Genomic DNA, 18,663 nt, shown 5'->3' on the forward strand with positions numbered 1-18,663 from the left:
CTCCCATTCGCGGCATCTCGCCAGCCTCTTCGAGCACGCCGCCCGCGCTTCCCTGCGTCTCATGCTTCCTCCGCCAGCGACGCGTCTCCGCCCAGCCATCGCTCGACCAGCACAACTCCACGGTCGCCCGCCTCGACCCTCTGCATCTCCGCCTGCATGCGCCCCAGCGCCTCAGTGTAACGGCCAGCAAGCGCCCGATCGACGGCCGCCTCCAGCCCCTCCCCCGAATCATCCGCCGCTGCCAGCACCTCGCCGAGCCCATGATGGGCCGCCCGCGCCGCGTTGCCCTGGGCATCAAAGGGGTTGAACTGCGGCGCCAGCACCAGCGGCACCGCATCTTGGAGGCACTCCTTGATCGTCCCCATCCCGCCGACCGAGATCATCACCGACGCCGCGCCCAGCACCGCCTGTTGTGGCGCCCACGCCAGCACTCGCGCGTTGGCCGGCGCCGCCGCGGCCAGCCGATCCGCCCAAGTCGCGTCGCCTGCGATCACGAAGCTCAGCTCCGGCCGGCGCCGCGCCAATCGCAACACCTGATCCAGCAACGCCGCGTATTGCGGCCGCCAGAGCCCCTGCGAACCCAGCGCGCAGTACACCAGCGGCCGCCGCTGCAAGAACTCCTGCAATTCCGGCCCCACCGTCGCCGCCGCCGGCGACACGCTGGCGACATCGTCGTGGCAGCGCCCCGGCAACATTCGCGGGAACTCGAAAGCCCGCGGTCCCAGGATCAATTGTGGCAGCCGCGGGAAGTCCGGCGCGATCGCCCCCTCCCACGAAAACTCCTCGCGCGGAAATCCATACACCGCCAGCAGCGCCTCCACGTAGCGCGGGTACCAATCGTCGGCTTCGCGCTGGCGCTGCTCGGCCAGCCGCGCCCACTCGGCCTCCGCGGCCGCCCGCGCTGGCGCGTCCGTGCCCCAGCGGACCGCGCTCGACAGCGGCGGCACCCCTGGTTCGCGGCCCTGGAAGCACGTCGGTGACAGCAGCCCCACGCGGATCCCCAGCCGCCGCGCCACGATCGGGATCGACACATCATAGACATCCCCGAGGATCAGGTCCGGCGCCGCCGCTCGATAGACCGCGTCGAGTCCGCCCGCCAGCAACCATTGCACCCGCGCGTCACGGCGCCGCTCCGCGTCCGCCTCACGCGCCGGCTGATCCATCCCCGTCCACGCCGCCTCCGCCGCCGCCGGAAAGATGTGCTCGAGGTATGGCCGCAGCGTGACACCCTGGGCCGCGCAGAAATCATGCCACCACGGCGTCAGCAGATATTCGACCCTGTGCCCCGCCGCCGTCAATCCGCGCGCCAGCTTCAACGTCGGCAGCACGTGCCCGTGTTCACGCAGCATGTGAATCAAGATCCGCGCCATCGCCTCACCTCTTGTGCGCCGGCGCCATCCAGCGCATCAGCGGCAAAGCCAGCACCGCCGCCAGCGCGGCGCAGCCGGCCGCCGTCCAGTACAGCGCCGCGTAGCCGGCCCGCGACGCCACCTCGCCGAGGCCCAGCTCGGCCGCGAATCCGGCCACCGCCAGCGCCGCCCCGAGCGCCGCGCTCACCATCCCGCGCCCGCGGACCTTGTCGTAGAACGTCGAATACAGCGCTGGCCACAATAGCAAGTGTCCCAGCCCCGTCGCCACCCCGAGCGCGATCATCCCCGCCCCCGTGCGCACCTCCGCCAGCCCGCCCCCCACCGCGACCAGCAGCAGCGCGCTGGCCACCACCACCGGCCCGCGGCCCAGCCGATCGACCAGGTGCCCCGCCGCCGCGCGCCCGAGGGCGATCACCGCGAAGTAGGCCGCGAACATCGGCGTCACGCTGCCGAGCGCGCGCCGGGTCGCCAGCGCGGTGATGAACGACTCCTGCGCCACGAAGTGGATCGACAGCAGCGTGAACACCACCATCAACACGACCACCCGCGGCTGCACCATCTCGCGCGCGAACTCGCGGTACGGCGGCGCCACCTCCTCGGCCGCCGGCGCCGGCGCGCGCGCGAACACTCGCACCAGCACATGCACCGCCGCCAGGCCCGCCAGCGCCTGGCACATCGCCGCGAAGCCCCAGCGCCCCAGCAGCCCCTCCGCCAGCCCCGAGCCGATCACGTTGCGCGCCAGGCTGACGAACGCGAAGTAATACGCCAGCACCTGCGGCCTGCGCTCCGCCGGCACCGACGCCACCACCGTCGCCACCACCCCGACGTCGAGGTGCGCCGTGCCGAGGCTCATCAGCGCCACGCTGGCCGCCAGCCCGTTCACGCTGTCCGCCGCCGCCGCCGCGCACGCGAGCCCGAGCGCCTGCACCAGCGCCCCGCCGATCAGCATCGCCCGCAGCCGGTGCTGCGCCAGCCAGCCCGCCAGCGGCAGCGCCAGCAGCCCGCCCAGCGTCGACGCCGCCATCACCTCGCCGATGATCGCCGGCGATTGTCCCGCGCCCTCGAGGTGACCGGGCACGAAGCGCAGCGCCATCGAGGCGATCGGTCCGAGCGCCGCCGCGGCGAAGAAGCCGACGAATCGCGGGTCGCGCCACGGCAGCGCCGGCGTCCTGGCCTCATTCGCGCGTTCCCCCGCTCGCACCCGGCTCGCCCCTCCGCCGCGCCCTCAATCTCGCACGACCGCGACGCCGACGCGAGCCGGGCGAGATCGCCCGCCGAGACGCCGGCGAGGACCACCCTTTCAGGCTCGGGCGCCCGCGGAGTCCCCGGACGCGCAGCCCGGTCCGTCACCGCGCCACCGGGCCGAGCGCGCCCCCAATCACGATACCCCGAGCTGCCACCATTCCCGGCGTCGACACGGTGCCATCATTTCCCCGCATCCCCGCCGAGGATGGTCGCGCCCGTCCACGTGAACACCTCCTGCGTCGGCGGCCCCAGCGGCGCCTGGTTCGGATCGGTGCCCGACAGCGCCAGCACCGTCGATTTGAACCACACCTCGAAATCATCGGTGCTGGCCACGTACGCGTCGATCGGCGCCGCCTCGTCGACGCGCGTCACCACCAGCACCCACGGCCCGAACGGCGTGTTTTGCACGTGCCACGTGTCCAGCAGCACCCCGTAGCGCCGGTACGCCGCCTCGGCCTCGGCGCGCCGGCGCCCGCGGAGGGCCGCCACGAATGCCATCAGCTCGTCGACCGGTCGGCACAACGGGAATGCACGTACCGCGTAGGACATGCTCGCGAACGTAGCACCGGCCCATCAGCCCGCGAGCGCGCCGTCCGCTCGCTGCGATCCACGTCGCAGGCGTCCGTGACACGCGCGGCCGCCCCCGCGCCTCGCCTGTGCGCCCCGTCTCCGCGGCCTCGCGCGAGCGCCCGTCCGCGACCCTCGCGCGCCGCCGCGCCGAGCCTTGTGCCCGGGGCCCGCCGCGGGCATCGTGGCCGCCATGGCTTCCCGCGCCTCGTTCTTCGCCTCGCCGCTCCTCCTCCTCGCCCTCCTGCCCGCCTGCAACGGCGGCGAGAAGACCACCGCCGACGTCACCGCGACGATGGCCACCACCGACGCCGCCACCGACCCGACCACGGACGACGGCACCGCGACCGACTCGGGCTCCACCACTGACGGCTCGACCGCCAGCCCCACCGACCCCGGCACGACCGCGACCACCGACGCCACCGTCACCACCGACGCGACCGTCACCACCGACGCGACGACGACGACCAACACCGCGACGGGCACGACCGACGCGACGACCACCACGACCGACGCGACGACCACCGACACCGGCGACACCTCCACGACCACCGGCGTGATGCCCGGCTCGTGCGAGGGCGACGCGCCGCGGATCCGGCTGGCGACGACGATGGGCGACCTGGTCGTCCAGCTCGACGCCGTCAACGCCCCGGTCACCACCGCCAACTTCATCCACTACGTCGAGGCAGGCTTCTACGCCGGCACCATCTTCCACCGCGTGCTCGACGATTTTGTCATCCAGGGCGGCGGCTTCACCGCGGACCTGCAGAGCAAGCCGACCGAGCCGCCGATCCCGCTCGAGACCAGCCCCGCGCTGACCCACGTCGACGGCGCCATCTCGATGGCCCGCACCAACAACCCCAACAGCGCCACCTCGCAGTTCTACATCTGCGACGGCCCGCAGCACTTCCTCGACGGCGACTACGCCGCCTTCGGCGTGCTGGTCGAGGGCTTCGACGTGCTCGCCGCCATCGCCGCGGTCCCGACCCAGAGCGAGAAGGGCTACGACGACGTCCCCGTCGCCGACGTCATCATCGAGTCCGCCACCTGCGAGTGAGCTGACCTCCAGGACATGCCCGCGAGGGCATGTCCGCCCGGACATGACCGTCGGGTCATGTCCCCGAGGACACCCAGTGCCTCAGCCCGGCGGCTCGAACTGCTCGCAGGCGGTGTCGATCACGCTGACCGCCGCGTCGAAGAACGGCGCGTAGTCGGGCGAGCAGATCGAGCCCCAGCTGCCGTACGTGAACGACTCGGCGAACTGGCGCAGGCGCGGCGAGGCCTCGGCCTGGCCGGTGCACACCGGGTTCGGCTGGTCGGGGTCGCCGATGAGGCCGAGCACGACGATGTTCTTCTCGAGCCCGAACTTGGCGGCCACCAGCGACGCGTTCCAGCCGACCGGGTTGCCGTTCGACTCCTGGTCGTCCTCCTCGTCGGTGATGAAGGTGACGACCAGCAGCGCGTCCTTGCGCACGAACCCGTCGTTGCACCCGGCCGGCTTGGTGAGCGGCCCGACCGCCGCCACCATCGCCTCCATCGGCCGCTCGCTGCCGTCGCCGTTGGTGCCGACCTTGGCCAGGCACTCGAAGGTGCTGGCGAGGTTGGGCTGGCCGTCGACCATATAACGCTGGCCGCCGGCCACCCCGCACTCGCTGTCGCTCGGGTCCTTCGTCAGCCCGACCCCGAGCGTCGCGTCGCAGCCCTCGGGCTGCGGCAGCATGTTGCACGGGTACCCCTCGCACTCGGGGAAGAACGTGCAAAGCACCAGGCACTCCTGCAAGAACGCGTTGCCGGCGTCGGTGTCGACCACCATGATGTGGTAATCCTCCACCTTCACCGTGTTCTGAATCGACGAGATGAAGCCGTCGAAGCTGACCGCCAGCGCCTCCTGCTCCTCGGCCATCGAGCCCGAGTTGTCGACCACGAACAGGAAATCGATCTTCTGACAGCCGCCCTCGGGCCCACCGGTCTCCGGCGGCACGATCGGCCCGGTGTCCTCGCCGACGTCGAACTTGACCCCCTCGGTGTTGCCGCTGCTGGTCGGATTCGCCGTCGAGGCCTCGCTGCCCTCGCTCTCGCCCGCGGTCCCGCTGCCGCCCGGCCCCGTCGTCTCGCCGCCCCCGCTGCCGGGCGCCGTGGTCGAGATGCCCGGCAGGGTCCCGATCGACGAGACCCCCGTCTGTTGCGTATCCCGGCTATCGTCGGTATCGGCGCACGCCGGCAGCAACGCGGTGCAGATGCAAGCAGTAAAGAAGAGGCGCATGGTCCCCCACACCATAGCCACGGGTCACGCCTGCTGTCGAGCACGCTCGCCGGGCCCCGCATCGCCGCCCCGCCGCTCCAGCGCCCCTCCTGCGGCCCTTCGCGTGCGAGCCCCAGCCAAGCTCACGAGCCCGCCGCGCTGTCCAGATCCGAGCGCTTTCGCACGACCCGGGGGCGGCGCCTCGACGCATGCTGAATGCGCATTCGCAGAAGACTGCCCCGCATTCGCCATTCCCGCCGCGGTCGCTCGATTCGGGAATCTCGCGTCTCGCGGGTTCAGCTCGGCTCTGCGGAGTACCAGTGGGCCACGTCGCCCCCGCGCGCGTAGCGGTCGAACCACCCCGCCGCGAACGCCGGCAGCGGCTGGTCCTCGGGGTCGTGGTTCGGCAACTGTGATTGCAAGATCCCCCGCGTCGCCGCCTTGCGCGCGCTGGCTGACACGCAGGCGAACGGATCGGGCAGCGGCGCCGGCCGCTTGCCGAACGGCACCAGCGAGCGCAGCGCGTGGCGGGCCTGGAAGCCCGGCAGCAGCACCCGCGCGTCGATCTGGCGGTCCGCGAGCGGCACGTGCTCGTTGAAGCCGGTCACGATCACGTGCAGCACGCGGTGCATGTGCAGCGCCACCGACGGCAGCATCGCCAGGCGATACGCCTCGCTCCAGCCGAGCGCGCGATACAGGATCAGCGCCGAGCTGCGGTGCTCGACCTCCTCGACGAAATGCCACAAGAACATCGAAGCGACCCGATCGTCGCCCGGCCGGAACAGATCGGCCTCGTGGTCGAGGAACAGCTTGAACGTCGGCGTGAAGGTCGCCTCGAGATCGGCGATGTACGCCAGGTGGTACCGCAGCGACTTGGCCGCCAGCATCTCGTCGAAGCAGCGGATCGCCTCGTCGACGGTGTGCTGCAGGCCCGGCCAGCGGCGGTACAGCGCCTTCAGGTGCTGCCGATGGACCCGCGCGTGCTGGGCCTCCTGGCGCAGAAAAGCGTCCGCCTCCGCCACCACGTCCGGCTCGGTGAACTGCGGCATCGCCTGCCGCACCACCGCGACGATGTATTTCTCAAAGGCGATGGCGAGGATGCTGATCATGTTGGCCATCACCGCGAACGTCGGGTTGCCCGGGTGCCACATGAACGGGACATCGTCGGCGAAATCGAACTGAACTTTCCGAACCTGCAAAGACATGGGGCCGCTACGGTCCTGCGCCGTGAGCCCAGCCTACGCCGGTAGCGCCGACGCGACAACGCGGCCGCGCCCGAGGACGACGGGGTTCCGACGCCGCATCCCCGCGGATCACCGCGACCCCCTGTTTTCGCGCCCGCGCCTCGGGGCGATCCCGCGGGTCGCAGTCATGGCAGCGAGCGCGTGGCGTCGCCTCGAAGCGCCGGTGCGGGCGCGGTTGACAGCCCCCGGGAGCCCCGCCGAAGCTCGCGCGATGGCTCGGCAAGATCCGGCAGTCCTCGCCCTGCTGCCCCTCTTCAAGGATACGTCCGCGCAGGGGCTCACCCGCCTGCTCACCGCCGTCGGCGCTCTCGGCAGCGACGGCCTCCCGGCCCTGCGCCGGGCTGCGCGCGGCAGCAAGGCCCGGGCGCGCCGGCGCGTCGATGCCTTGCTCGCGCTCGGCGACGCCGACCCCGGCGGCCCGCCCGACGATGAAGTCCGCGAGCTCCTGGGCGTGCGCGACGACCTCCGCGACGGGCTGGTGCAGAGCATGCAGACCCGGCCGCGGTTCATCCCCGAGCTCCGCGCGATCGCCCGCGACGCCGACGACCCCGAGTGGGCGTGGGCCGTCGATGCGCTCGGCGAGCTCGGCGACCGCGACGGCGTCGAGATCCTCATGGCGCACACGGCCGGCCAGGACACCCCGTTCGTCCTGCTCGACGCCCTGCGCAAGATCAAGGACCCGATCGCCGCCCTGGTGTTCGAGCCCAACCTGACGCACCCCGAGGCGCGCACGCGGGTCTATGCGCTGTGGGGCCTCGCCGCTCTCGGCCACGAGACCCCGATCGCCGGCCTCGTCGCCCTGCTCGAAGACCCCGAGGTCCACACCGCGACCTCGTACGATCCGGGCGAGTCGCGCCGCGCCGCCCAGGCCCTGTGCGACGTGCTCGGCTGGCCGTTCGAATGGGCCCCCGAAGCCGTGGAAGCCACCCGCGCGCGCGTCCGGGCCCGCTTCAGCGAGACCTACCTCGCCGCCTGCGCCGAGGCCCTGGCGCGCGGCCAATTCGACCTACCGCCCGATCATCCAGCGAGGGCCTGAGCCGCAGGGTCCGCTCCCTCGCTAGGCCGCGGCAGCCAGGTCGATGCGTGCGCCTGTCGCTCGGCAAGATCGAGGGTGGATCGTGTGCGAAGCCGCGGAACATGGCCGATCGCCTGCCCCTTCTTTCACCGGCCCGGGAAGCGCGCACGGAAGCTGCGTGCGGTGCTCGTTCGGCCCGAGGCGAATGCCGCCGAGGAGCTACCTATCGAGGCGGCCCAGGGCGCGTCGCTCGAGCGGAGCTGGAGGATGAATGTTGAAAGAGAGTGATGAAGATCGTGGTGACCAAGGCGCAGTCGCGCTGCAGCCCGAGCCGCCGGTGCGAGAGACGTTCGCGCTGCTGATCCTGAGCGACATGTCGGTCGTGGCAGGCGAGCTCGTTCGGCGGTGCGCTGCGGCTGGACCTCCGACCGATGCGCGGGGGCCGCTAAGTCGGTTGATGCCGCCAACTCCCCTCCACCGCCACCTCACTGCGGATCGAATTGGCGATGAAGCAGGCATCGTGAGCCGCGTGGTGCAGTCGCGCGACGGCGGCGTCGTCTGGCGCCGGGTCGCCCGCGAAAACCACCTCCGGGTGCAGCACAACGCGCGCGATCCAGGCCTTGCCCGCGGCGTTCTTCTCCATCAGACCGCGGGCCGTGTCGGTGTAGCACTCCACAGTGAAGCCCCTGGCAGCGGCCAGGCCAAGAAACCACAGCATGTGGCAGCTCGCTACCGAGGCGACGAAGGCTTCCTCGGGATCGACATGAGCGGGGTTCGAGAGGGGAACCCTGACGACTTCGGGCGAGCTGGAGGCCGGCACCACCGCGCCCCCGTCGAAGCGCCAGAGGTGCTCGCGGCTGTACTTGTTGTCGGTGAACTTGCTGCCCTGCCTGGACCATTCGATGGTTGCGCTGTGCGTGGACATCTTCGCCTCTCGGTCTCCAGGCCGGCATTGTAGACATACGGCGCCGGCATGTCGCCCGGAAAGCGGGTGTGCCAGTCTCGCTCGCCGTTCACGACGACAATGGTGCGCTTCATGGGCGCGGATTGTATCAGGAGTATGAGAGCGGGCGGGACAGGGATGCGAGGCCGCGAGCCTCCGATCCTCGGCACGCGATGTTTCCGCACGCACGCTGTGGCCGCGGTCGAACGGCGACGCTGGAAACCGCCGGGTGTTCGAGGCAGACGGGCCGACGCGGCGTTGCTGTCGACGCCCGTCGTGCCCGGGCCGCCGCCGGTGCCGAGGCAATTTTCGGTGTCGGCAGGTGTGATCGCCGGCGACGGGGCGCCAGCGGGCGCCGCGCTTCTCGACGCCTGAGCTCTCGTGATTCATCGGCATCCCACCTCCGAGGGCCAGGTACCTCTCCGGGAGGTCCACGTCACCACGCGGTCTACCGAACGGTTACCGTCGAACGGCAGCTCAGGCGGGAACGCAGCTCGCCGAACGGATACGAAGTTCTTCAGGTCTATGAGATGCAGATCTCGCTATTCTCTGCGAGATCTGATTCCACGACCGTCTACGCCACCTTTAACTCTAATGCCATTGCGGAACTCAACGTAAGTGACCGATATGGCAAAGAGGCTCGCTTCGAGCCTCTTATCCGAGGTGAAGTGGAGGTCGTCCTGGAACCAGGGTATACATCCTGGAAATCAACATACCAAACTGGTCATTGGATCTGCCGGACCTGAAATCCTAGATCTTAGAACGATTGAAAGATCTTGGGCTTTTGATGATGGATAGAATACACTAACAGCTAGCTCAAACCGCCGAGAAGCCGCCGAAATACGTCAAAGCAGAGGAGGGCACGCCCACGCAAGGGCCGGCCCCCTGGCCCGTCACGGCTCGAGGTGGATCCCCAGCCCACGCAAAAACAGCCGCGTGTACGCCCACAGCGACCCGCCTTCTTGCGGGCGGATGAACACGTGGATCAGCGAGAAGAACTGGAACGTCAGGTACGCACAAACCACGTCGAGCGCGATCCGGCGGTCACGGGTCCATGGCCGGCGGGTCCGGGGTCTTCTCAATAGCACCACCTGCGTGATCGAGATCCCGAGCCCCAGCAGCAAGAAATACGGCCACGTCGAGAGCCCTGCCAGCAGCGTCCCCCACCGCAGGTCGACGAGCGTGCGCGGCGGGATGTGCCCCCAGATCAGGTTGCCGACCACCGTCGCCACCATCGTCGCCACGAAGATCCGCAGCGTCCGCCGGCGCTTGAACCACCGGAAGAACACTGGATAATAAAATACGCGGACCAGGAACTCGCGGAAGTGGAACGCGAAGCGGCTCCACAGCGCCGCCAGGTTGGTCGCCAGCCACGGCCGGTCGTACTGCGTCTCCATGCGATAGCCGAGCACTCGCCACGCCCCCACGCGAAAATGCGTCACTCCGCCGTAGATGAGGAAGATCCGCGCCTGATCGACGATCGTCGAGATCAGCACCGTCGGCGTCGAGAGCCGCTCCCCGGCCAGGTGGGCGCGCACCAGATCGCTCGTGAACTTGAACACCTCGACCCCGAACACCTCGCGCATCAGCACCACGAAGCGCGCCGTCACGTGCTCCGCGAACACCATGTACACCAGCGCCAGGCACCACAGCTTGACCCCCGACAGCACCAGCGCGTTCTTGTCCGCCGCCAGCCGCCGCTCCTGCAAGAACGTGTAGCCCTGGCCGAGGTACGGCGCATACGCCAGGTTGGGGATCGCCGCCGGCGTCAGGAACAGCGCCAGATAGTCGCCGAGCGGCAGATCGCGCGGCACCTCGCCGTCCTTGTAATCGGCGTGGTAGACCATCAACCGCGCCCACTGAAAGCAGAAGAACAGCAGCCCGACCGGCATGACCCACATGCGCCCGGTGAGGCCCTCGCGCACGGTCGCCACGAGCACGACGATCATGCAGGTCTGGATCAGGCACGTGCGCAGGACGCTCAGCCAGCGCCCGCCGCCGGTCAACGCCGCCCGACTGCCATGATAGATCGCCGACGCCAGCGCCCCCGCCCCGACCACCGCGATCGCCTGCGGCCACCCCGCCTGGCCCGCCGTCGCCAGCCAGCCGACCAGCGCCCCCCAGAGCCCCGCCACCCCCACGCTGCGCCCCGCCCCCGGGTGGAACGCCAGCCAGATCGCCAGGTGCGCCGCCAATAGCAGGACCGTCGCCGGCACCCCGTACAGCAGCCCGAACAGCGGCACGAACCAGCCCACGATCGCCAGATTTTTTAAACGCAGCGGCGCGAAGTACACGCTGACGAAGCAGCCGAACAGCCCCGCGAGCATGATCAGCCGCTCGTCGTCATTATTAAAGATCTCCGTCGCCGACGCGTAGAGCTTCGAATCGAAGTTGCCGTCCTCGTCGAGGATCCGCGTGCCGCTGAGGCCCAGCGCGTCGAACACCTCGCGCGGCGTCGGCACCCCGAGCCACGCCGCCAGGTGCGTATAGCACCAGCAATACAGCAGCAGCACCGCGAACACCGGCACGATCACCCACGGCCGGTGGCGGTCGTGGGCCCGCTGCGTCTCCGGCGCGAGCTTGCTGCCGCGGAGGCGCACCCCGGCCATGCGCCTCAGCCCAGCTTGCGGCGCACGTAGGCCGCCAGCGCCCGCACACTGTGGAAGTTGTCGACCTGCACGTCCGCGCGGGCCACATCGATCCCGAACGTATCTTCGAGGAATTGCACCGTTTGCACGATCCCCAGCGAATCGACGAACCACTCGTTCAGCAGGTCCGTGTCGTACTCGAGCGCCCGCCCGAGGTGCGGATAGCTCGCCGTGTAATAGGCGTGGATCGTCGCCGCGATCTCCGCCTCGGTCACGTCGACCCTGCCTGTCCTGGCCCGTGGCGGCGCACCGTCTCGCGCCGGTCCGGCTTGCCCGACGCCGTCAGCGGGATCGCCGGCACGATCACGACGTTGCGCGGCACCATGTGCGCCGGCAGGCGCGCGCGCGCGTGGGCCGTGAACTCGCGCACCGACCACGTCTCGGGGTTGTGCGGCACCACGAAGATCCACGGCACGTCGGTCAGCAGCCGCTGCGGATCTGGCACGCCGGCGACGAGCGCGTCCTTGACCCCCGGCACCGCGCCGAGCAGCAATTCGACCTCCGCCGGGAAGTACGACATGCCGCCGCAATTGATCATATCGTCGCGGCGGCCGCGGTAGGCGACGAAGCCGTCCTCGTCGCGCACCCCGAAATCGCCGGTGAGCAGCCACCCGTCGCGGAAGCGCGAAGCGTTGAGGTCCGGCAGGTTCCAGTAATGATCGGTGCGCTGCGGCGCCCGCAGCAGGATCTCGCCCTCCTGCCCCGGCGGCAGCGTGCGCCCGTCCTCGCCGCAGATCGCCACCTCGACCCCGCGGGTCGGCAGCCCGACCGTGTGCAGCTTGTGCGGGTATTTACGGGCGTCGAGGATCAGCGCCCGCGAGCACTCGGTCAGCCCGTACTGCAAATAGATGTCGATCTTCGGGAACAGCGCCCCGAGCTGCGCCAGCTCGGCCGCCGTCACCGGCGCGCTGGCGATCTCGATCGACCGCAGCGTATCGGGCAGCCCGGCGAACTTGCCCGGATCGGCGCGCAGCAGCGTGCGCAGCACCGGCGGCGTGGTGAAGAAGCCGGAGATCGCAAACTTGGCGATGTCCTCGATCAGCGCCGCCACCGAGAACGTGCCCTCGAAGATCACCGCCGTCCCCCCGCGCAGCAGCGTCGAGGTCACCCGCTGCCAGCCGCCGCTGTGCGTCATCGGGCTCAGGATCAGGTCGCGGTGCTCCGGGCCCATCCCGATCACCTGCGACAGCGAGCGCGCGATCGCCAGGAAATGCCGGTGCCCGAGCACCACCCCTTTCGGCCGCCCCGTCGAGCCGGCCGAGTAAAGCACGCACGCGTCGGCGTTCTCGGCCACCGCCGGCAGCGGGCCCTCCGCGGCCACCCGCGGCAGCTCCGGCTCGAACACCGCGTGCTTGCTCGCGCCGTCGATGTGGACCGCGTGGCACGCCACCTCGCCCGGCCCCGGGTCCCCGGCGTGGACCAGGCACAGCCGCGGCGCCGTATCCTTGACGATCCACTGCGAGCGCTCGCCGCCGGCCCCCGGATCGATCGGCACCACGATCGCCCCGATCGCCGTGATGCCGAGGAACAGCGCCACGTACTCGATCGAGTTGCGCAGGCGCAGCGCCACCCGGTCGCCCGGCCCGACCCCGGCCGCCAGCAGCCGCCGCGCGATGCCCCGCACCGCGTCGAGCAATTCGCCGTAGCTCAATTGCAGCGACGCCGTGCGCAGCGCCGGCCGCTCCGGCCGCGCCTCCGGGTTGGCGACCAGCAATTGGTGAAGCAGGTTCTCGGTGTCGCGCGGCGAATGATCGATGTAGCGGGCGTTGAGGCGGTTGACCTCCTCGTAATCGACCAGCGCGAAGATGTCGGAGAGCGGGCTCACCTCGGCCTCGACCGCCGTCAGCGAGCGCGCCGTCGCCAGCGCGCGGAACGTCTTCTCCATCGCCGCCACCGCCGCGCGCATCCCCTGATTGGCGAACACGATCAGGCGATACCCGGCCGCGAACAGCTCCTCCTCGCTCACCCCCGGGTACGTCGAAGGCACCGCCGCCAGCGGCACCGGCGAGTCCCAGCGGCGCCCGAACTCGAGGATCGGCGCCGGCGTGGTCGCCTTCGAGTGCACCAGCACGACGTCGGCCCCCGCCTCCGCGTAGGCCCGCGCCCGCCGGTACGCCTCCGCCTGCCCGAGCCCGGCCACCAGCGCCTCGGTGCGGGCGATCACCACGAACTCGCGGTCGCGCCGGCTGTCGCACGCCGCCTCGATCTTGCGCGCGAACACCTCGCCATCGACCAGCTTGCGGTCGAGCCCCGCGTAGAGGCTGTTGCGCTTCGGGTGCTGGTTGTCCTCGAGGCACACCGCCGCGACCCCGGCCGCCTCGTACTCGCGGACCGCCCGCACCACGTTGATCGCGTCGCCGAAGCCGTCGTCGATGTCGGCCACCACCGGCACCCGCGTCGCCCCGACGATCGCCGCCGTCGCCATCAGGTGCTCGTGCATGGTGATGAGCCCGACGTCGGGCAAGCACTTGCTGGCGCTGATGGCGAACCCGCTGGCCCACAGCCCCTGAAACCCGGCCCGCTCGGCGATGCGCGCCGACAGCCCGTCCGACACGCCCGCGATCACCAGCGGCCGCGAGCCCGCGAGCAGCCGCCGCAGCTCCGCCCGCGCGCTCACGCGTCCGCCTCCCGCAGCAGCGGCAACAATGCATCGTATGTCTCTCGGGACATGTTAATAAGATCTCCTGCCGCCTCCGCCCGCCGCTCGGAGTCCCAGCCGGGGATCCGCGCACCCGTGGCGGCGAACGCCGCGAGCCTGTCCGAAAGCACAGGTCCCGCCTCCTCGACCAGCTCAGGCCCGAGGAACACCGCGAACACCCCGTGCTCCGCGTGCTTCGGCGAGCCCGGCACCCCGCCGCCGAGGCTCGTCAGCAGCTCGACCGCCAGCCCCAGCGCGAACGTCTTGTGCGAGCCGCCGACGCTCAGCAGCGCCGCCACCTCGTCCGGCACCCGCGTGCGCGCCCCCTCGCGGTCGACCGCCGCGTCGGCCGGCAGCGGCGCCCCGTCCGTCCGCGCCACCAGCAGATCGCCGTGGGTGATCGCGCTGGTCGAAGCGTCGCACACGAACGCGTGCGGCCGCGTCGGCAGCCCGACGCAGATCGGGTTGGTGCCGACCAGCGGCACGCGCCCGCCCGGCGCCACCACCCGCGCCGGCGACCCACTCATGACAATCACCCCGCACCCGCGCGCGCACGCCAGCCGGGCCCAGTCGCCGAGCGCCCCGCTCGGATACACGCCGACGCCCGTGGCCACGCACACCCCGAATTGCTCGGCCTCGGCGCACCCCGCCTCGACCAGCCGCTGCACCACCGGATAGCCGAGGTGCCCGCGCCCGTCGACGTGCAGCCGCCCCGCCCGCACCCGCGTCGGCCCCGGCGCCGGCCGCCCGTCATACGGCCCGAACGCGCCCGACTGCGTCACGTACAGCGCCCGCACCAGCCCGTGACACGGCTTGCCGGCCTGCTCGGTGCGCAGCCAGTGCTCGACGGTGCTCGCCGCGTCGCCCGCGTCGAGCCCGAGGCCGCGCACCAGCCGGCGCACCAACCCACTCCGCAGCTCGCCCGCCGCGACCGCGACCGTCTCCGCGCTCACGAGCCCACCCCGCCCCGGAGGAGCCCCTGCGTGCGTTTCGGAGAGAAATTGAAGTTCAATTTCTGCGACCGGGTTTATCCGGCCCGCAGCCCGATTGTCAACCTGCGCGGCGGAGACGTCGGCGCGCCGCGAGCCGCTGCGCGGCCCGCTCGCTCATCGCCAAGCATCGCCACGCCGCCACTCGAGCGCCGCCATGTGTCGCCAAGCCGCCCGCTCGAGCGCCACCACGCATCGCCACGCCGCCGCTCGAGCGCCGCTACGCCACCCCACTCCGGCCCCCGCGACGCCCGGGGGATCCACCGGTGCCTCACCCGCGGGTACGACGCCCGCGTCGGCGACGCACCGGGCGCTCCCCCCGCCGCCGATCCTTTCACCGCCGTGAGGTTCCCTCCACGACATGCCCTCCACGACATGCCCTCCACGACATGCTCTCCACGACATGTCCATATGCACATGCCCTGTGCGACATGTCCTCATGACCATCCAAGCCCGCCGCCGCGAGCACCTCGCAGCCGGCATCCTCCCCGCGCGTCCTCCGCGGGTCCCCGCAGCCGGCCGGGCCGCGACGGCCCGATCGCGCGCGACGTGCCGACCGCCGGCGCGCTGGCCCACGCCAGACGCCGCGCCTCACACTGCCCGCATGCCGAGCGAACGCGACAAGATGCTGGCCGGCGAGCTCTACCTCGCCGCCGACCCGGAGCTCGTGGGCCTGCGCCGGGCCGCGCGCCGGCTGACGCGCCGCTACAACGAGACCGGCGAGGACGAGACCGACGTGCGCCTCGACATCTTGCGGACGCTGCTCGGCCGCAGCGGCCCGCGCCTCGAGATCGAGCCGCCGTTCCGCTGCGACTACGGCGCCCACATCGAGGTCGGCGACGGCTTCTACATGAACTTCGACGGCGTGATCCTCGACTGCGCCCCGGTCACGATCGGCGACGACGTCCTGTGCGGCCCCGGCGTGCACATCTACGCCGCCACCCACCCGCTGCAGCCCGACGTGCGCATCACCGGCCTCGAGTCCGCCAGGCCCGTCACGATCGGCAATCGCGTGTGGCTCGGCGGCGGCGTCATCGTCTGCCCCGGCGTCACCATCGGCGACGGCACCACGATCGCCGCCGGCAGCGTCGTCACCCGCGACATCCCGGCCGGCGTGCTCGCCGGCGGCAACCCCTGCCGCGTCATCCGCTCGCTCGAATTGCGATAGCTAACAGGGTTTCAGAGCGTTCATGACAGCTTGCTTTGTTCCCCTGCCATCGCGTCGGAAGACTTGGCTTCATCAGCAATCTCACCCTCACGAGGTGAAAGGCTTTCCTTGTTGCCCCTAATGTAGACGCGCGTTAGCAGGAGCATTTGCGCTCCTAAGGCCACATGCCAAGACTCTCGAAGGGTCAAACTAACAGTCGTATAAAAAACGAACTCAACCGCACGATAAGCGGCGGCATCAACATCTGTTGACCAAGTCCTATCAAAAACTTCAAGCCCTGCCAGTCCCCAAAGTACAAGAGATGACAATATTACCAACATCGCAAGCTGAAATGTGTAGGCGTACTCCTCGATCCCTCCGCGCCGACGAGCCATCTCCTCATTCTCCGGGCTTTGGAGCAGTGAATTTGCATTCGCCCCCCATGCGAACGATACACCAACAAAGACTCCAGCCAGCGGTAACAGAACTGTCTTCGCCGCGTCAGCAAGGGGTACATCGACGAAACCCGCCACAATCAGACCGTTCGCGACATGAAGCAAAAGCCACCGATCTACAACACGTTGGTAACCAGGAGGAATACGAAGAACACCAAGCCCAGATGTAGAGGAGCGGCCGTAAAGAAACCACGTCCAAAATGAGACCATCTCGTAACGTTGAGAATGTCTTTGATTTGCAGGAACTGCAGAGCTTGTTCGAGACATGTTTCCCCCGACCGGACTCTCAGGATTCATGATTCACCCTCCCTCTTGCGATTCGCAACCCTTGCGACCGAGGCTCCATTAGTACGTCTGCCCTCTCCTCGAGGCTCTCGATCTCCAGCGAGCGCCTGACGCATATTTGAATACAACGCTCTGATCTGATAGATAATTCCACAGCTCTTAAGTTCCTCATCAAAGGATTCGTCCTGAACCTCAATAATAGCTGGGTTACCTTTGCGCAGTTCCTTTTTCTGAACACGAGCCCCAGCTCGCTCCCTCACAAAGATTTGAGCATCGTCGCCAGTAGAGGCGACCGAGCGAATCGTTTTTTCTACATTTTCGCGCTTAAGATCCTTTCCCTCTAGAACGACAGTTCCACGCTCAGCGGCGAGCCCCTCTGTCATCCTCTGAACAGGCTCAATAAAGTCCCTATCAACATCAAACGCATTTGGTCGCCTAAAGGTGGCTCGAAGCCGAGTAATCTGGTGCGCATTATAGATAATATCAATCAACGACTCCGGGTTAATTATGAGCGTCAGCTCAATATTAAGCGGCACATGCGGGAACTCTCTTTTCGCTGCCGCATTAACAATTCGAGCAAGCGCAAGCGCCACCACTTCCGTCGAGGCCGCCAACTGAATATTACTCGCAATGGCGCACAGCTCCCCAGGCACATCGACCAAAACGTGAGTCCATGGCGCGCTTTCAATATTCTCCGTGCCAAATCCTTTTTCGCCTTGGAGCGGCAGGACCAAACTTTTGTTTCTCCCAATTCGCAAATAGATGCAGCCAGAATCCGCCAGGCCATTAACGTTTCCTATCCTCCAGCCTCGCGACTTGGGTCCCCTTGGATTGGAACTATTAAAGATGGCATTTTCGACTACGCGAGGGCGAAGCTGCATCCATTCGTTCTCCTCCATTGGCATTTCTTCGATATGCAGTTGAGGATCGCGAAATATTTGAATTCGAAAGAGGTAGAAGCGCATGGGGCTGCGTTATCGTACCAAATTACTCGCAAGCAAGCGCAGCTCGAAGTCGCAAGGGCGGCTTCTTGAGCGAAAATGCACGCTCCGAGCCGCTGGTGTCACCACCGACGGGCTCGCCCGGTCGATTCCGCGCTATCCCATGTGCCCGCGACTTGCGGCGCGTCGCGGTTGTATGGGAAACCACAGCCCGGCGCGTGCGCGGCGATCCGACCACCAGACGGCCCAATCCACGCAGTCGAGCGAGCGTCTCGCCGGCGACGCGCTCGGTGCTGGCGGTGTGCTGCGGCAGCCTCGCCGGCGCCGTGTTCGAGCTCGGCGCCGCCACCACGCTGGTCGGCCGCGGGCCAGGCGTCGACCTCGTCATCCCGGATCGCGGCGTGTCGCGCAAGCACCTCAAGCTGCTGCGAGGCATCGACCACGGGTTCATGGCCGTCGATCTCGGATCGACCAATGGCACGCGGGTCAACGACCTCCCGGTCGAGCTGGTCGCGCTGCGCCACGGCGACCGCATCGGCCTCGGCCCCGACGTGGTGCTGTCGTTCGAGGTCGCGGGCTCGCCGGAGCTGCAGCGCGTGATGGAACAGGCGCAGGCGCGGCAGGCCGTCGCGGCGCTCAGCGAGCGCGAGGTCGAGGTCGCCCGGCTGGTCGCCGAGGGTCTCACCAATCAGGCGATCGCCACCCGCCTCGGGATCCGCCCGCGCACCGTCGCCAGCCACCTCGAGCACGTGTACACGCGCCTCGACATCCACTCGCGCGCCGAGCTGGCGCGGCGGATGGCCGAGGCGGGTCTGCTCGATCGCTGAGGCGCGCGCTCGCCCCGGCGAGACGACCGGGATCGGCGTGCGACCCGTGCCCGCAGGCGCGCTTCCATCGGCAGGATGACCGGGTCGCCGTCCCCGAGTCGGCGCCG

Annotated in this window: 16 protein-coding genes; 4 read left to right on the top strand and 12 right to left on the bottom strand. The window is 69.3% G+C overall.

Annotated elements, in window-relative coordinates; translation table 11 throughout:
* Nucleotides 1-59: 59 nt before the first annotated feature.
* From POL25_RS42985 to POL25_RS42995, 3 genes are all read right to left on the bottom strand, one after another.
* Nucleotides 60-1,370 (bottom strand): glycosyltransferase, encoded by a 1,311-nt coding sequence (locus POL25_RS42985; protein WP_272092275.1) that lies wholly within the window; start codon nt 1,368-1,370, stop codon nt 60-62.
* Between the two features lie 4 nt (nt 1,371-1,374).
* Entirely contained in the window at nt 1,375-2,571 is a 1,197-nt protein-coding gene (locus tag POL25_RS42990; protein ID WP_272092276.1) for an MFS transporter, read from the bottom strand.
* 224 nt (nt 2,572-2,795) lie between these two features.
* The gene (locus POL25_RS42995) at nt 2,796-3,164 is read right to left on the bottom strand and encodes a hypothetical protein (protein ID WP_272092277.1); all 369 of its coding nucleotides are present in this window, start codon (nt 3,162-3,164) and stop codon (nt 2,796-2,798) included.
* A 211-nt stretch (nt 3,165-3,375) separates the two neighbouring features.
* On the opposite strand from POL25_RS42995, the gene POL25_RS43000 reads away from it, so the two are divergent.
* Nucleotides 3,376-4,239, top strand: coding sequence for a peptidylprolyl isomerase (locus tag POL25_RS43000; protein WP_272092278.1), 864 nt, complete (start codon nt 3,376-3,378; stop codon nt 4,237-4,239).
* A gap of 81 nt (nt 4,240-4,320) precedes the next feature.
* On the opposite strand, the gene POL25_RS43005 is transcribed toward POL25_RS43000, so the two are convergent.
* Nucleotides 4,321-5,445, bottom strand: coding sequence for a hypothetical protein (locus POL25_RS43005; RefSeq protein ID WP_272092279.1), 1,125 nt, complete (start codon nt 5,443-5,445; stop codon nt 4,321-4,323).
* Between the two features lie 275 nt (nt 5,446-5,720).
* The gene (locus POL25_RS43010) at nt 5,721-6,629 is read right to left on the bottom strand and encodes a metal-dependent hydrolase (protein ID WP_272092280.1); all 909 of its coding nucleotides are present in this window, start codon (nt 6,627-6,629) and stop codon (nt 5,721-5,723) included.
* Between the two features lie 250 nt (nt 6,630-6,879).
* Between POL25_RS43010 and POL25_RS43015 the strand changes: the two genes are divergently transcribed.
* The gene (locus tag POL25_RS43015; RefSeq protein WP_272092281.1) at nt 6,880-7,704 is read left to right on the top strand and encodes a HEAT repeat domain-containing protein; all 825 of its coding nucleotides are present in this window, start codon (nt 6,880-6,882) and stop codon (nt 7,702-7,704) included.
* A gap of 424 nt (nt 7,705-8,128) precedes the next feature.
* Here POL25_RS43015 and POL25_RS43020 read toward each other — a convergent pair whose 3' ends face one another.
* The 5 genes from POL25_RS43020 to POL25_RS43040 all read right to left on the bottom strand — a co-directional run bounded on the left by POL25_RS43020 (nt 8,129) and on the right by POL25_RS43040 (nt 14,865).
* Entirely contained in the window at nt 8,129-8,608 is a 480-nt protein-coding gene (locus POL25_RS43020; protein ID WP_272092282.1) for an OsmC family protein, read from the bottom strand.
* Nucleotides 8,609-9,519: 911 nt separating this feature from the next.
* Complete coding sequence (locus POL25_RS43025; protein WP_272092283.1) at nt 9,520-11,235, bottom strand: hypothetical protein; 1,716 nt, start codon at nt 11,233-11,235, stop codon at nt 9,520-9,522.
* A gap of 5 nt (nt 11,236-11,240) precedes the next feature.
* On the bottom strand, nt 11,241-11,489 hold the full coding sequence (locus POL25_RS43030; RefSeq protein ID WP_272092284.1) for an acyl carrier protein: 249 nt from the start codon (nt 11,487-11,489) through the stop codon (nt 11,241-11,243).
* Nucleotides 11,486-13,891 (bottom strand): AMP-binding protein, encoded by a 2,406-nt coding sequence (locus tag POL25_RS43035; RefSeq protein ID WP_272092285.1) that lies wholly within the window; start codon nt 13,889-13,891, stop codon nt 11,486-11,488. The genes POL25_RS43030 and POL25_RS43035 overlap by 4 nt, the downstream gene beginning before the upstream one ends.
* Nucleotides 13,888-14,865, bottom strand: coding sequence for an Ldh family oxidoreductase (locus POL25_RS43040; RefSeq protein ID WP_272092286.1), 978 nt, complete (start codon nt 14,863-14,865; stop codon nt 13,888-13,890). Before POL25_RS43040 ends, POL25_RS43035 begins: the two co-directional genes overlap by 4 nt.
* Nucleotides 14,866-15,505: 640 nt before the next feature.
* On the opposite strand from POL25_RS43040, the gene POL25_RS43045 reads away from it, so the two are divergent.
* Complete coding sequence (locus tag POL25_RS43045; protein WP_272092287.1) at nt 15,506-16,069, top strand: sugar O-acetyltransferase; 564 nt, start codon at nt 15,506-15,508, stop codon at nt 16,067-16,069.
* A 20-nt stretch (nt 16,070-16,089) separates the two neighbouring features.
* Here POL25_RS43045 and POL25_RS43050 read toward each other — a convergent pair whose 3' ends face one another.
* Both POL25_RS43050 and POL25_RS43055 read right to left on the bottom strand, forming a co-directional pair.
* Nucleotides 16,090-16,800, bottom strand: a complete 711-nt coding sequence (locus tag POL25_RS43050) for a hypothetical protein (protein WP_272092288.1) — start codon at nt 16,798-16,800, stop codon at nt 16,090-16,092.
* Nucleotides 16,797-17,753, bottom strand: a complete 957-nt coding sequence (locus POL25_RS43055) for a hypothetical protein (RefSeq protein WP_272092289.1) — start codon at nt 17,751-17,753, stop codon at nt 16,797-16,799. The genes POL25_RS43050 and POL25_RS43055 overlap by 4 nt, the downstream gene beginning before the upstream one ends.
* Before the next feature lie 194 nt (nt 17,754-17,947).
* Between POL25_RS43055 and POL25_RS43060 the strand changes: the two genes are divergently transcribed.
* Nucleotides 17,948-18,556: a LuxR C-terminal-related transcriptional regulator gene (locus POL25_RS43060; RefSeq protein WP_272092290.1), complete on the top strand. Its 609-nt coding sequence runs from the start codon at nt 17,948-17,950 to the stop codon at nt 18,554-18,556.
* Nucleotides 18,557-18,663: the final 107 nt, after the last annotated feature.

Origin of the sequence: Nannocystis bainbridge (genome assembly GCF_028368995.1) — a bacterium.
Lineage (GTDB): Bacteria > Myxococcota_A > Polyangia > Nannocystales > Nannocystaceae > Nannocystis > Nannocystis bainbridge.

Excerpts from the sequence above, each read along its gene's own strand:
- POL25_RS43020 (WP_272092282.1), bottom strand. The coding sequence starts at position 8,608 with ATGTCCACGCACAGCGCAACCATCGAATGGTCCAGGCAGGGCAGCAAG.
- POL25_RS43015 (WP_272092281.1), top strand. The coding sequence starts at position 6,880 with ATGGCTCGGCAAGATCCGGCAGTCCTCGCCCTGCTGCCCCTCTTCAAG.
- POL25_RS43005 (WP_272092279.1), bottom strand. The coding sequence starts at position 5,445 with ATGCGCCTCTTCTTTACTGCTTGCATCTGCACCGCGTTGCTGCCGGCG.
- POL25_RS42985 (WP_272092275.1), bottom strand. The coding sequence starts at position 1,370 with ATGGCGCGGATCTTGATTCACATGCTGCGTGAACACGGGCACGTGCTG.
- POL25_RS42995 (WP_272092277.1), bottom strand. The coding sequence starts at position 3,164 with ATGTCCTACGCGGTACGTGCATTCCCGTTGTGCCGACCGGTCGACGAG.
- POL25_RS43025 (WP_272092283.1), bottom strand. The coding sequence starts at position 11,235 with ATGGCCGGGGTGCGCCTCCGCGGCAGCAAGCTCGCGCCGGAGACGCAG.
- POL25_RS43010 (WP_272092280.1), bottom strand. The coding sequence starts at position 6,629 with ATGTCTTTGCAGGTTCGGAAAGTTCAGTTCGATTTCGCCGACGATGTC.
- POL25_RS43050 (WP_272092288.1), bottom strand. The coding sequence starts at position 16,800 with ATGAATCCTGAGAGTCCGGTCGGGGGAAACATGTCTCGAACAAGCTCT.
- POL25_RS43000 (WP_272092278.1), top strand. The coding sequence starts at position 3,376 with ATGGCTTCCCGCGCCTCGTTCTTCGCCTCGCCGCTCCTCCTCCTCGCC.
- POL25_RS43055 (WP_272092289.1), bottom strand. The coding sequence starts at position 17,753 with ATGCGCTTCTACCTCTTTCGAATTCAAATATTTCGCGATCCTCAACTG.
- POL25_RS43045 (WP_272092287.1), top strand. The coding sequence starts at position 15,506 with ATGCCGAGCGAACGCGACAAGATGCTGGCCGGCGAGCTCTACCTCGCC.